Origin of the sequence: Curtobacterium citri (assembly GCF_030362955.1) — a bacterium.
GTDB lineage: Bacteria > Actinomycetota > Actinomycetes > Actinomycetales > Microbacteriaceae > Curtobacterium > Curtobacterium citri.
The window spans coordinates 120,981-133,608 of sequence record NZ_JAUCML010000010.1; the positions used below are offsets into that span (position 1 = coordinate 120,981).

Annotated in this window: 12 protein-coding genes and 1 tRNA gene; 9 read left to right on the top strand and 4 right to left on the bottom strand. The window is 72.0% G+C overall.

Going from position 1 to position 12,628, the window contains the following annotated elements; all coding sequences use genetic code 11:
- The first annotated feature begins 87 nt into the window (after nt 1-87).
- Entirely contained in the window at nt 88-558 is a 471-nt protein-coding gene (locus tag QUG92_RS14385; protein ID WP_069713612.1) for a BLUF domain-containing protein, read from the top strand.
- Between the two features lie 70 nt (nt 559-628).
- A complete protein-coding gene (locus QUG92_RS14390) occupies nt 629-1,240 on the top strand; it encodes a TetR family transcriptional regulator (RefSeq protein WP_289459615.1) in 612 nt (203 codons plus the stop codon).
- Between the two features lie 66 nt (nt 1,241-1,306).
- Here the strand turns inward: QUG92_RS14390 and QUG92_RS14395 are convergent, their stop codons facing one another.
- Nucleotides 1,307-1,735: a BLUF domain-containing protein gene (locus QUG92_RS14395; RefSeq protein WP_182046975.1), complete on the bottom strand. Its 429-nt coding sequence runs from the start codon at nt 1,733-1,735 to the stop codon at nt 1,307-1,309.
- Between the two features lie 92 nt (nt 1,736-1,827).
- On the opposite strand from QUG92_RS14395, the gene QUG92_RS14400 reads away from it, so the two are divergent.
- From QUG92_RS14400 to QUG92_RS14410, 3 genes are read left to right on the top strand one after another with little or no spacing between them, the layout of a single operon-like run.
- Nucleotides 1,828-2,538: an MSMEG_4193 family putative phosphomutase gene (locus QUG92_RS14400; protein ID WP_182046974.1), complete on the top strand. Its 711-nt coding sequence runs from the start codon at nt 1,828-1,830 to the stop codon at nt 2,536-2,538.
- Between the two features lie 33 nt (nt 2,539-2,571).
- The gene (locus tag QUG92_RS14405) at nt 2,572-3,099 is read left to right on the top strand and encodes a DUF3090 domain-containing protein (RefSeq protein ID WP_069713617.1); all 528 of its coding nucleotides are present in this window, start codon (nt 2,572-2,574) and stop codon (nt 3,097-3,099) included.
- The gene (locus QUG92_RS14410; protein ID WP_182046973.1) at nt 3,096-3,854 is read left to right on the top strand and encodes an SCO1664 family protein; all 759 of its coding nucleotides are present in this window, start codon (nt 3,096-3,098) and stop codon (nt 3,852-3,854) included. The genes QUG92_RS14405 and QUG92_RS14410 overlap by 4 nt, the downstream gene beginning before the upstream one ends.
- A 124-nt stretch (nt 3,855-3,978) precedes the next feature.
- Here QUG92_RS14410 and QUG92_RS14415 read toward each other — a convergent pair whose 3' ends face one another.
- The 3 genes from QUG92_RS14415 to QUG92_RS14425 all read right to left on the bottom strand — a co-directional run bounded on the left by QUG92_RS14415 (nt 3,979) and on the right by QUG92_RS14425 (nt 8,663).
- Nucleotides 3,979-5,997: a vWA domain-containing protein gene (locus tag QUG92_RS14415; protein ID WP_289459616.1), complete on the bottom strand. Its 2,019-nt coding sequence runs from the start codon at nt 5,995-5,997 to the stop codon at nt 3,979-3,981.
- Nucleotides 5,990-7,375 carry a MoxR family ATPase gene (locus QUG92_RS14420; protein WP_289459618.1) on the bottom strand — a complete coding sequence of 462 codons (1,386 nt, stop codon included), beginning with the start codon at nt 7,373-7,375 and terminating at the stop codon, nt 5,990-5,992. Before QUG92_RS14420 ends, QUG92_RS14415 begins: the two co-directional genes overlap by 8 nt.
- An 88-nt stretch (nt 7,376-7,463) precedes the next feature.
- Nucleotides 7,464-8,663: a cobalamin-independent methionine synthase II family protein gene (locus tag QUG92_RS14425; protein ID WP_289459619.1), complete on the bottom strand. Its 1,200-nt coding sequence runs from the start codon at nt 8,661-8,663 to the stop codon at nt 7,464-7,466.
- 147 nt (nt 8,664-8,810) lie between these two features.
- Between QUG92_RS14425 and QUG92_RS14430 the strand changes: the two genes are divergently transcribed.
- From QUG92_RS14430 to QUG92_RS14445, 4 genes are all read left to right on the top strand, one after another.
- Nucleotides 8,811-10,259 (top strand): MFS transporter, encoded by a 1,449-nt coding sequence (locus QUG92_RS14430; protein WP_317614865.1) that lies wholly within the window; start codon nt 8,811-8,813, stop codon nt 10,257-10,259.
- Between the two features lie 149 nt (nt 10,260-10,408).
- Entirely contained in the window at nt 10,409-11,083 is a 675-nt protein-coding gene (locus QUG92_RS14435) for a GntR family transcriptional regulator (RefSeq protein ID WP_069713046.1), read from the top strand.
- 335 nt (nt 11,084-11,418) lie between these two features.
- A tRNA-Ser gene (locus QUG92_RS14440) sits at nt 11,419-11,508 on the top strand.
- A 100-nt stretch (nt 11,509-11,608) separates the two neighbouring features.
- Nucleotides 11,609-12,619, top strand: a complete 1,011-nt coding sequence (locus QUG92_RS14445; RefSeq protein WP_289459621.1) for a glycosyl hydrolase family 18 protein — start codon at nt 11,609-11,611, stop codon at nt 12,617-12,619.
- Nucleotides 12,620-12,628: the final 9 nt, after the last annotated feature.

The following is a 12,628-nucleotide window of genomic DNA, read 5'->3' on the forward strand; positions in this document are numbered from 1 at the left end:
GGCGCGTCCGTCCACTACCCGCATCCCGGTGCGGTGTGCGGACGACGCCTTTGACCCTGTCGGGGAGCAGGACACAGACTGGCGCCGATGACCAACCTCACCTCACTCGTGTACATGTCCGTCGCCGTCGACGACCTGACCGACGACCAGCTGGTCGCCATGCTCCGCGAAGCCCGCCTGCGCAACGACGCGCTCGGGGTCTCCGGACTCCTCCTCGCCAAGGGCGGCCGCTTCATGCAGGTGCTCGAGGGCCCGGCCTGGAGCGTCGAGGACCGCTACGCCGCCATCGAGCGCGACCCGCGGCACCGCGACGTGAAGTCGCTGTCCCGCGAGACGATCGACGCCCGACGCTTCGACGGCTGGTCGATGGCGTTCGGCAACCCCTCCGACGCCGACGTCCGCGACGAGCCCGGCTTCAACACGTTCCTCTCCGAGCGCTCCGGGCTGCCGGCCGAGCTCGCCGGGTCGCCCGCTGACTGGCTGCTCCGCTGGTTCCGCGGGCGTGACCTGCAGGACGTGCCGGAGGAGCAGATGAGCCTGGCGCGGCACGCCGCGTAGACTCCGACACGGTCGGTCGGGAGGGTCGGTGCCATCGGGTACCGACCCTTCTGTCCGCCACACTGGTCCCGTGGAACGACGAGAACAGATCCTGGTGGCCGCGGCCGAGGAGTTCGACCGGGTCGGCTACGCCGCCACGGCGGTGGCCGCCGTGGCCCGTCGCGCCGGCGTCGCGCCGGCGAGCCTGCACTTCCACTTCCCGACCAAGCTCGCCCTCGCGCTCGGCGTGATCGACGAGCAGAACGCCCGCACGTTCGCCGTCGTGAGCCACACCGACGCCTCGCCGCTGGCCGCCCTCATCGGTGCGTCGAAGGGCATCGCGGACCTGCTGCGCACCGATCCGATCGTGCGCGCGGGCATCCGGCTCTCCCTGGAGCGCGGCGAGTTCGCCGGCGCCACGTCGTCGTTCTACGAGCAGTGGATCGGCGGGATCGTCGACGTGTTCCGGCTGGCGCTCGGGTCCGGGGAACTCCGCACCGACCTCACCGCGGAGGAGCTCGGCGGGTCGGTCGTGCCGTACTTCACGGGCGTGCAGCTCGTCGCCGAGGTGCGGAGCGGCCGCGTCGACCTCGACCCCGCGGTCGCCGTCATGTGGCGCGTCGTCGTGCACGCGACCGCGGCGCCCGTGCACCGGGAGCGGCTGCTGCGGGTGGTGGCCGAGACCTTCGGCACGGCACACTGAGGCGCAGCACACTGGGCCGCAGCGCAGCGCAGCGCAGCGCGGCGCGGCGCAGACGGCGCGCCGGGGTCAGCGGTCGAGGAGCTCCCGGTCGCGGAACCACTTGAGCAGCCACGCGGCGCTCGTGCCGTCGAACTCCGGTGCGAAGTCCATCGTGCCGGACAGGAACGGGCTGAAGCCCTCCTCGGTCGCCACGTCGGTGTCGTCGAGCGAGCGGTAGGCCATCGACCAGCCGTCGAACCGGCGACGCTCGATGTCCTCGCGGATCAGGGACTTGACCTCGTTGTGCCGGTCGTCCCGCGCGATGGCGGCGAACCGGTCGTCGACGCTCCAGGCCGGGCCCTCGAGGAGCTGCATGAACCGCCCGCCCTTCGCCACGAGCAGTCCGGAGACGCCGAGTGCCTCGTTGCGCAGGCGTGACTCGCGGAGCAGCTCGGCGAGCGCGGCGTCATCGAACGGCGCGACGGATCGGCTCATGTAGACGATGGAGACGAGCACCGGACCATCCTGGTGCATCGGTCGGTGGACCCCGACCACTGTCCGATCTGCGCTCTCCGCGCGCCGGCGCCGACGCCCGTAGGATCGTCCGCATGGCGACCGTCCTCCTCCTCCGGCACGGGCGCACCACGGCGAACGCGACCGGTGTGCTCGCCGGCCGGACCGCCGGGGTCGCCCTCGACCGCGTCGGCCGCGACCAGGCCGACCGTGCCGCCGACCGCATCGCGCCGATCCCGCTCGCCGCGCTCGTCACGAGCCCCCTCGAGCGGTGCCGGCAGACCGCCCGCGCCGTGCTCGCCCGACAGCAGGGCGACCCCGAGGTCCGCGTCGAGCGAGCCATCACCGAGGCGGACTACGGGCAGTGGCAGGGGCGCAAGCTCGCCGACCTGGCGGAGGAGCCGCTCTGGCGGACCGTGCAGGCCAACCCGAGCGCCGTCGTCTTCCCCGGCGGCGAGTCCATGCAGACCATGCAGTCCCGCGCGGTCGCGGCGATCCGCCGCATCGACGCCGAGGTCGAGGCAGCCCACGGACCGTCGGCGGTCTGGGTGGCGGTGAGCCACGGCGACATCGTGAAGTCCGTCCTCGCCGACGCACTCGGCATGCACCTCGACCTGTTCCAGCGCATCGCCGTCGGCCCGGCCTCGGTGTCCGTGGTGCGCTACGGCGAGCACCGGCCCGAGGTGGTCGCGACGAACACCGACTCCGGCGACCTGTCCTGGCTCGCCGCGGCTCCGGCGCCGTCCGGCGACGCCGCCGTCGGCGGGGGAGCGGGGCACGACGAGCCGGGGACCGCCCGACCCTGAACGGGCGTCGGCGGCCCCTCCTACAATCGGGTCATGCCCACCATCGTGCACGGCTTCGACTGGCCGGAACGTCTCGTCGTCGGGACGGTCGGCCGCCCGGGCGAGCGCGCCTTCTACCTGCAGGCACGTGACGGCCGCCGCGTCACCAGCGTCGCCCTCGAGAAGGAGCAGTCCGCGGTGCTCGCGGACAAGGTCGCCGAGCTCCTCGACGAGGTCGCGACCGTCGACGACAACCGTTTCAGCGTCCCCACCTCGGCACCCACCGAGCTCCGCGACGCCCTGCCCCTCGACCAGCCGGTGGAACCGGAGTTCCGCGCCGGTGCCCTGAGCCTCGGGTTCGACCCGGCCACCGCACAGGTGGTCATCGAGGCGTACCCCATCGAGGAGGAACTCGAGATCGTCACCGAGACCGACGAGGACGGCGACGAGGTCGAGTCCGTCGTCGAGATCCCCGAGCCGGCCGAGGTGTTCCAGGTCAAGATCCCCGTCGGCAGCGCGCGGGCCTTCGTCGAGCGCACGCGTGAGGTCGTCGCCGCCGGTCGTCGCCCCGACGACGCATGAGCGACGGCTCGCTGACGATCCGGGCGCGGATCCGCGAGGCCTCGAACGCCACCTTCCTGGCGGACCTCGACGGCGAGTCCGTCGTCTACAAGCCGGTCGAGGGCGAGCGGCCCCTGTGGGACTTCCCGGACGGCACGCTCGCCGGACGCGAGGTCGCGGCGCACCTGGTCTCCGAGGCGTTCGGGTGGGGCGTGGTCCCGCCGACGTGGCTCGGCGACGGGCCGTTCGGTCCGGGCATGGTCCAGCGCTGGCAGGACGTCGACCCCGACCAGGACGCCGTCGACCTCGTGCCGACGGACGACGCGGACGCCGAGGGCACGCCCTGGCTCCCCGTGCTCGAGGCGATCGACGAGCACGACCGTCCGGTGACGCTCGTGCACGAGGACACGACGGCGCTCCGGCGCATGGCGGTGTTCGACGTCGTGGTGAACAACGCGGACCGCAAGGGCGGGCACGTGCTCGCGATGCCGGACGGTCACCGGTACGGCGTCGACCACGGGCTGACCTTCCACGTCGAGCACAAGCTCCGCACGGTGCTCTGGGGATGGATCGGCGAACCGCTCGACCCGGACGAGCTCGAGGGGCTCGACCGCGTCGCCGAGGCGCTCCGGGGTGACCTCGGCAACGCGCTCGCGGAGCACCTCACCCCGGCGGAGATCGACAACACGCGGGCGCGCTGCGCGGCCCTGCGGGCGGTCGGGATGTTCCCGCCGCCACCGGGGAACGGCCCGGCCGTCCCCTGGCCGCTCTTCTGACCGCAGACGGGAGGCGCGGTGCCAGCTGGCACCTGGGCCCACGCCGGCCGGTTCCCGGCAGACGCGCCAGCGGCTGCCGGGCCGTGCCCGGTGGGGAGCCTCCCGTCCGTCTAGTGGGTCGCGCTCAGCCCGCCCAGTCGTCACCGAACAGCGCCGCGCCGCCGCGCCGCGCACCGAGGTAGGAACCGACCACGGCGACCCCGAGGTCGTCGTTCTCGGGCGCGACCACCGAGCCGTCGACCCGTCGGGCCATCGCGTCGATGAACCGGGCCAGGCCCGGGTCGTCCCCGAGCCGGAAGAACGTCGTCTGGGCACCGAGGCGACCGGCGTTCTCGAGCTCGCGCACCGTCACCGCGATCGTCACCGGGTCGGGCGGGTAGCCGAACCACACCTGGCCGTTCGGCTCGAGGTGCGACGTCGGCTCGCCGTCGGTGACGATGAGCAGCACGGGCTGCGCCGTCGGGTGCTTCCGGAAGTGCCGGTTCGCCAGGAGCAGGGCGTGGTGGAGGTTCGTGCCCTTGTCCCACATCGCGTCGAGTCCGACGAGTCGTTCGACGTCCATCACCTCGGCCTCGCGACCGAACGAGATGAGCTGCAGGTCGTCGCCGCGGAAGCGGGTGCTGACGAGGGTGTGCAGCGCGAGGGCGGTGCGCTTCATCGGGACCCAGCGGTCCTCCATCGCCATCGAGAACGAGGTGTCGACGAGGAGCGCCACGCACGCCTGCGTCCGCGCCTCGGTCTCCTGCACCTCGACGTCGTCGATCGTCAGCCGGACGCCGGGCCCGGTCCGGCCGTCGGCGGCGGTGCGCACGAGGGCGTTCGTGATCGAACGGGGGAGGTCCCACGGCTCGGTGTCGCCGAACGCCCACGGCCGGGTCGCGCCGGACGGCTCGCCCGACGCTCCGGCACGGCGGAGGTCACGGGCACCCTGCCGGCCCGACATCCGCTCGGCGACGTCCTTGAGCAGGCTCTTCCCGAGCTGCCGCATGGCCTTCGGCGTGAGCCGCAGCTGCCCGTCGGCGCCGCGCTTGACCGCGCCCGAGTTCCGCAGGGCCTGCTCGAGGCGCTGCAGGGTCCGGGCGTCGACGGTTGCCTCGTCCCCGAGCTGGCGCTGCAGGGCGTCGAGGTCGAGGTCGGCCAGGTCGGACCCGGGTCCGGACTGCGCGAGCTGCTCGGCGAGGGCGTCGAGGTCGGCGATGTCCTGGAACACACCGGTGCCGTCGCCGAGCGCGAGGCCCTGCTCGCCGTCCATCCGCTCCGAGCCGCCCCAGTCCTCGCCGGGCCGGAGGGCACGGAGGTTGTCGTCGAGCTGGCCGAGCTGCCCCATCAGGTCCGGGGAGCCGAAGGCCTGCTGCGCGAGGGCGTCGAGCTCGTCCCGCTGCTCCTGCGACATCGAGTTCCGCATCCGCTGCGCGGCGGCCGCCCGAGCGGCGAGGTCGTCGAGCAGTTCCTCGACGTTCTGCGGGTCGGACGGGAAGTGCTGCCCGTGCTGCGCCATGAACGCGTCGAACTGCTCCTGTGTGTCCGTGCCGCGGCGGTGGTCCTCGAGCAGCTGGTTGAGGTCCCGCATCATGTCCGCGACGGCGGCGCGGTCGTCGTCCGTGGCGTTCTCGAGCGCCTGCTTCATGCCGGCGAAGCGCTGGTCGAGGACCTCGCGGCCGAGCAGGTCCTTGATCTCCTCGTACTTCTGTCGGGCGGTCGGACTCGTCCAGTCGTAGCCGCCCAGTTCCTGCACGGCGCCCGCGGGCGACGGCGGCAGGCTGTCGAGCTGCAACTGGGCCAACGCGCGGTCGCCGTCGTCCATGTCGACGTTCCGGGCGAGCTCCCCGCGCTCGGCGCGCAGGGCCTCGTCGAGCAGCTGCTGCACCTGCTGCAGGGTGCCGTCGAGGTTGTTCCGGCTCGTGAGTTCGCGTCGGCGTTCGGCCACACGGCGCATCAGGTCGTCGAGGCCCCGCTGCGTCTCCCCGCCACGGCGCAGGAACTCGCGGAGGGCGCGCTCGGGCGAGGTCCCGCCCATGACGTCCTCGCCGATGGCGTCGAGCGCCTCGGACAGGTCGACCGGGGGAGCGAGCGGGTCCGGCCCGCCCTCGTACCTGCCGTAGCGGGCGTCGCGGCTCAGGCGGCGGTTCTGCCGACTAGCCATAGACGGCCTCGCCGCCCCCCGACTCCTTGCTAATCCGGCGGGCCAGGAAGAGTCCCTCGAGCGCGAGCTCGATCGCGCCGGCCCGTTCGCCGTCGTCGTCCGCGCCGAGGCGCTCGCACACCTGGTCGTAGACGTCGGACTCGCCGATCGACGGCAGGCCCTCGAGGAAGGCCCGCGCGCTGACCTGCTCGCCGGTGGTCACCATCGTGCCGCCGTCGAGCGCCTCGACGAGCACCCCGAAGTCGATGCCGCGGAACCGCGAGCGGACGGTCTCGGCGGTGGCGGTGCGGAGCAGGTGCTCGAGGACCTCGTCGGCACGGTCCTCTTCACCGTTCTCGAACTCGATCTTGCCGCCGAGCACGTCGACCGCGGTCTCGAGGTCGATCGGCCGCGCGACCGCGTGCTCCTCGCCCTGTCGCGCCGCGCGGTGGACGGCGGCGGCCGAGATGGTCTCGGCCCCCGCGATCGCGAAGCGTGCGCTGACGCCACTGCGCTGGTCGACGGCGCTGGACTCCCGGAGCGCACGGGTGAAGCGGGCGAGGATCTCGACCAGGGCGTCGGGGACGTCGGCGGTGAGGTGCGCCTCCTGCCGGATGACGGCGATCTCGTCGGCGAGCTCGATCGGGTAGTGGGTGCGGATCTCGGCGCCGAAGCGGTCCTTGAGCGGCGTGATGATGCGGCCGCGGTTCGTGTAGTCCTCCGGGTTCGCGCTCGCGACGACGAGCACGTCGAGCGGCAGGCGCAGCACGTAGCCGCGGATCTGCACGTCGCGTTCCTCCATCACGTTGAGCATCGCGACCTGGATGCGCTCGGCGAGGTCCGGGAGCTCGTTGATCGCGACGATGCCGCGGTGGCCGCGCGGGATGAGTCCGAAGTGGATGGTCTCCGGGTCGCCGAGGCTGCGCCCCTCGGCCACCTTCATGGGGTCGACGTCGCCGATCAGGTCGGCGACGCTCGTGTCGGGCGTCGCGAGCTTCTCGACGTACCGCTCGTCGCGGTGCCGCCACTCGACCGGCAGCGCGTCGCCGAGCTCCTCGGCACGGCGGATGCTCGCGGTGGTGATCGGCTCGAGCGGGTGCTCGCCGAGCTCGGAGCCGGCGATGACCGGGGTCCACTCGTCGAGCAGGCCCTGCAGGGTGCGGAGCAGGCGCGTCTTGCCCTGTCCGCGTTCACCGAGCAGCACGACGTCGTGCCCGGCGATGAGGGCACGTTCGAGCTGCGGGATGACGGTGGTCTCGAAGCCGTGCAGGCCGGGCCAGGGGTCGCGGCCCTCGCGGAGGGCCTGGAGGAGGTTGTCGCGGATCTCGGCGCGGACCGACTTCTGGACGTACCCAGCAGCGCGGAGCTCGCCGACCGTTCTGATGGTTGGTCGGGTCACGCGGTGCAGGCTACGCCCGCGCACCGACAGACGGACGGGAGGGGCGGGGCGGGCCCCGCCACGCGCCTCCTGTCCGCCGCGACCTGCGTCAGCCGAACAGGCGACGGCTCGCGATCGCGGCACCCTCGGTGAGCGCGCGCAGCTTCGCCCACGCGACGTCCGACGCCACGAACTCGTAGCTCGCGAAGGTCGCCAGGCCGCAGTCGGTGCCGGCGACGATGCGGGTCGGGTCGCCCACGGCCTCGGCGGCCTCGACGATGCGGTTCGCGACGAGCTGCGGGTGCTCGAGGTAGTTCGTCGTCACGTCGATCACCCCGGGCACGAGCACGGCGTCCTCGGGGAGCGGCAGGTCGCGGAAGGCGGGGAACTCGTGCGCGTGCCGCGGGTTGCCGAACGGGATGCTGAAGGACCCGACCTCCGCGCGGTACAGGTGCGGCAGCAGCACGTCGACCGGCACGTCGTCTTGGTGCGGGCCCTGCCAGTTCCCGTAGCAGACGTGCAAGCGCGTCCGTTCCTTCGGGATGTTCCGCAGCGCGTGGTTGAGCGCGTCGACGTGCAGGTCCACGGCGGCCAGGAACTCGTCGAGGGGTGCGTCGCCGAAGTGGATCACGCGCTCCATCGCGAGGTCGGGGGCGTCGAGCTGCAGGAGGTGGCCGCGGGCGACGATCTCCTCGTACTCGACGCGGAGCTGCTCGGCGAGCGCGAAGACGTACTCACGGTGATCGCGGTAGTGCGGGTTCTGCTCGTCGAGCAGCAGGGTCGTCGCGACGATGCCCGGGGTCGCGGCGGAGAGGAAGGTGCCCGCCGGGGTCCGACCCTCGGCGGCGTTCCGGGCGAGCTCGCGCTCGAAGCCGTCGAGGTCCTCGCGGATGCCGGCGCGCTCCTGGTCGTACTCGAGCAGTCCCTGCGCGACCGGGGTGTCCCAGACGCGTGCGGACTCGGCGCCCTCGTCGATCTGACGTGCCTGGAACGCGGCGTACTCGGGGAACTTCACGGAGTCGAGCGTCGGCTTCCGGTGGCCCGTCCCGCCGAAGCCGGACAGGCGCTCACGGATGTAGGTCGAGAAGCCGACGCGGGGCACCTCGCCGTCGTTCACCACGTCGATGCCGGCGTCGAGCTGGGCGTCGACGGTCCGTGCGAGCACGGCGGCGGTCTCCTCGCGGAGTGCATCGGCGTCGTACGGCTTCCCCTGGTCGCGGGCGACCAGGAGCGCGGTGAGCTCGGGCGTCCGGGGGAGCGACCCGGTGTGGGTGGTCAGGATGCGGTCGGTCGAGTTCTGGAGCGGCACCCCGCCACGGTACCGACGGGAGGCGCGTGGTCGCGCAGTCGTGACGTCTCGCGTCTGCGAGTACAGCACGTTCCTGAACCTGTGAGACCGTAAAGCTGGGCCGCCACTGGGAACCTGCCTGGAATCCCCGGAGTACGGTCCGCTCTCGTGAGCAGCACGACGAACGGGGCGATCAAGAGCCTGGTGCCCGCCAGGATGGACCGGATGCCGTGGACGAGGTTCCACTGGAGCGTGGTCGTGGGGTTGGGGGTGTCCTGGATCCTCGACGGCCTCGAGATCCAGATCGTCTCGAACGCCGGCTTCCAGGCGGACCTCGGGCTCTCGACCCAGCAGGTGACGTACCTCGGCACGATCTACCTGTTCGGTCAGGTCATCGGGGCGCTCGTGTTCGGGCGGCTGTCCGACCGCCTCGGTCGACGCAAGCTGTTCATCCTCACGCTCGCGATCTACCTGATCGGCTCGGGCATCGCCGGCTTCGCGCAGGACTTCTGGTTCCTGGCGGCCTTCCGCTTCGTCGCGGGGCTCGGCATCGGCGGTGAGTACGCGGCGATCAACTCCGCGATCGACGAGCTGATCCCCTCGAAGTACCGCGGTCACGTCGACATCGCCATCAACGGCACCTACTGGGGCGGTGCCGCGCTCGGCGCCTTCGCGAACATCTACCTGCTCGACACCTCGATCTTCGCGGAGAACATCGGGTGGCGGATCGGGTTCTTCCTCGGCCCGGTGCTCGGCATCGCGATCATCTTCCTCCGTCGACACATCCCGGAGAGTCCCCGGTGGCTCATGACGCACGGCCGCGAGGACGAGGCCGAGCGCACCGTCTCGCAGATCGAGGAGTCGGTCGAGAAGTCCACCGGGCACCGGCTCCCGGACGTCGACGACTCGAAGGCCATGACCGTCACGCCGCTCGACAAGGTCGGCTTCCTGACCATCGCGCGCGTGCTGCTCAAGCAGTACCCGACCCGGACGCTGGTCGGCGCGACGATGATGATCACGCAGGCGTTCCTCTACAACGCGATCTTCTTCACGTACGCCCTCGTCCTCACCAACTTCTTCGGGTTGAAGACCTCGGAGACGTCGATCTACTTCTTCCCCTTCGCGATCGGCAACCTGCTCGGACCGATCATCCTCGGGCGGTTCTTCGACACGTGGGGTCGCCGGCAGATGATCTTCCTGACCTACCTCGTGTCGGGGCTGGTGCTGGCGACGTCGGCGTTCCTGTTCCGGGCCGACGCGATCAGCGCCACCGTCCAGGTCGTGTTCTGGTGCGTCTCGTTCTTCTTCGCCTCGGCCGGGGCGTCGAGTGCCTACCTCACCGTCAGCGAGATCTTCCCGCTCGAGCTCCGGTCGCAGGCCATCTCGTACTTCTTCGCGCTCGCGCAGATCTTCGGTGCCGTCGCCCCGACCATCTACGGAGCGTTCATCGGGGACGGTTCGTCGCGGGAGCCGCTGTTCTGGGGGTACCTGCTCGGCTCCGGGGTGATGATCGTCGGCGGCGTCATCGCGCTGATCTTCGGCGTGGACGCGGCACGCAAGGGCCTCGAGGACATCACGCAACCGCTGTCCGTGCTCACCGAGGCCAGCAAGAAGTAACACTTCGTACACGAAATGTTCTGGGTCGGCACCCTCCGCTTGGGAGGGTGTCGGCATGGCACTCCTCCACACTCCGACACCGACCGGAGCGGTCCACCGGTCGCCCGTCCACGGACCGCTCGGTGGCACCGATGCGTGAGCCTGGCTGGATGGATCGCGCATCGTCCCCGGTCACGGGCCGGGTTCCTGACCCGCAGGGCATCCGACGCAGCCTGCTGCGCGATGCCGTCTTCCTCAAGCTGCTCGAGAACGTCCTGCGCGGTGTCTACCGCCGGGGGCAGCGGTTGCGCCTCGACGACATCGCCGAGGACATGCAGGTGTCGCGGACGCCGGTGCGCGAAGCGCTCGTGCCGCTCGAGGCCCTCCGACTCGTGAGCGTGCAGCGGTACGTCGGTGTCGTGGTGGCGCCGTGGTCGGTCGGGCAGATGGTGGAACGGCTGCGGGTGGCGCGGGCCATGATCGCGGAGCCCGCCGTCGGTGGTCCGGGTGTCGAGGAGCCCTTCGACGCACAGCGGCTGCGGTCGTGCCTGACCGAGGCGGGCGCACTCGTCGAGCTCGGTGCCTGGTACCTGCGGCGCCGCGGGGCGGTGGTGAGTTCGGACTGGCTCGTCGCGCAGCGTCCGGTGCTCGACGCGTTCTTCACGGACGACGTCGCGGTGGCCAACGGCATCGATGCGGTCGTGGGGCGCCGTGCGCGGGTGCAGCAGGTCGAGCGTGCCGCGGCCGCTGCCGAGCTCGGGCAGCTCGACTCCTGTGCCGCGGAACTCGTGGGGCTCGCCGACGACCTCATCGCGCTACCCGACCGGTTCCGTTCGGCCGCCTGAGCATCCAGGGCACTGAAGACCCAGAGCGGGGGCGCGGACCGGGTCCGCGCCCCCTGGTCGTCCCCGCACGAGCGCATCGCGATCGGGCGCGCCGGGCTCGGCAGGAGGGGGACGACGTCTGGTGCTGTGTCGCGACTGCGGGGGAGGACCCCCGGAATGTGATCGCCGCGTCCCGACGATGCTAGGCGTCGGGGTACGGCTCGACAACCCCTGGATGTCCCCACTTCAGGGGACCGAGCTGCGCGAGGGAGCCCGAGTCCGAACTCGGAGTCGGGCTGAGGTCGAGCGGAGGCCGGTCCTCCTGTATGGTGGGACCTGCGTTCGCGAGAGCGCATGGAGACGTCGCATAGTTCGGCCGAGTGCACCACCCTGCTAAGGTGGAGTCCCCTTTGAGGGGACCGAGGGTTCAAATCCCTCCGTCTCCGCACTGCACGAGACCCCCGCCCGGTGCGGGGGTCTCGTCGTTGTGCCGGGCTCGTGATCCCCGGCCCGTCGCCCGAGTTCGCCGTCGGCTACCGTTGCCGGGTGCTCCGCCGATCCGTCCTCACCGCCGCCGTCGTCGTGCTGGCGAGTGTGTCGCTCACCGGGTGTGCCGGAGCGACCGGGTCGTCCCGCCCCCTGGTCGAGGCGTACGCCGAGCCCGGGGACCGACTCGCCGCCCGGGTGACCGCTGCGACCGAGCACGCCGCGACGATCGGCATCGACGGTGTCACCCTGACGGACGACGGTGCCGCGCTGCACCCGCTGCCCGAGGGCACCGACGAGCTGACCCGTGCTGCGGCCGCTGGCGGCGCCGGCACCGAACTGCTCGTCAGCAACTACTCCGAGTCGCTCGGTGACTTCTCCCCGGAGACCGGCACGGCGCTGCTCGGCGACCCGGACGCCCGCGAGCACGTCGCCCACGAGCTCGCCGCCGTCGCCGCGGCGCACCACCTCGACGGCGTGCAGATCGACCTCGAGTCCCTGCGCGCGCAGGACCGCGCCGGACTCGTCGCCTTCGCCGCCGCACTCGAGGCAGCCGTGCACGACGAGCTCGGGGACGACGCCGAGGTCTCGATGGCCGTGATGGCCTCCACGTCGACGTCCGGCTTCCGGGACACCGGCTACGACCTCGGCGCCCTGGCCGAGCACGTCGACCGGTTCGTCCTCATGACGTACGACGAGCACGGACCGTGGAGCGAGCCGGGCACGGTCGGCGCGCTGCCCTGGGCCGAGCGGGTCGTCCGGGCAGCCGAGCACGAGGGACTCCCGGCCGACCGCATCGACCTGGGGATCGCCGGATACGGGTACGTGTGGGGCGCCGACGAGGGCTCCGACGACGCGGGCCAGGTGTCGCCCGCCCGGGCGCGCGACCTCGCCGGCGACGCTGCGCGGTGGTCGGAGCGGACGGGGGAGTGGTCCGCGACGCTCGACGACGGCCGCGAGCTGCACTGGTCGGACGCCCGGTCGTACCGGGCGCGGGTGGCGCTGGCGCGGGACCTCGGGCTGCACGGGGTCGCGTACTGGTCCCTCGGCACGCAGGCGCTGCCCGCCTGACGGCAGCAC

Excerpts from the sequence above, each read along its gene's own strand:
- QUG92_RS14385 (WP_069713612.1), top strand. The coding sequence starts at position 88 with ATGACCAACCTCACCTCACTCGTGTACATGTCCGTCGCCGTCGACGAC.
- QUG92_RS14400 (WP_182046974.1), top strand. The coding sequence starts at position 1,828 with ATGGCGACCGTCCTCCTCCTCCGGCACGGGCGCACCACGGCGAACGCG.
- QUG92_RS14405 (WP_069713617.1), top strand. The coding sequence starts at position 2,572 with ATGCCCACCATCGTGCACGGCTTCGACTGGCCGGAACGTCTCGTCGTC.
- QUG92_RS14410 (WP_182046973.1), top strand. The coding sequence starts at position 3,096 with ATGAGCGACGGCTCGCTGACGATCCGGGCGCGGATCCGCGAGGCCTCG.
- QUG92_RS14415 (WP_289459616.1), bottom strand. The coding sequence starts at position 5,997 with ATGGCTAGTCGGCAGAACCGCCGCCTGAGCCGCGACGCCCGCTACGGC.
- QUG92_RS14435 (WP_069713046.1), top strand. The coding sequence starts at position 10,409 with ATGGATCGCGCATCGTCCCCGGTCACGGGCCGGGTTCCTGACCCGCAG.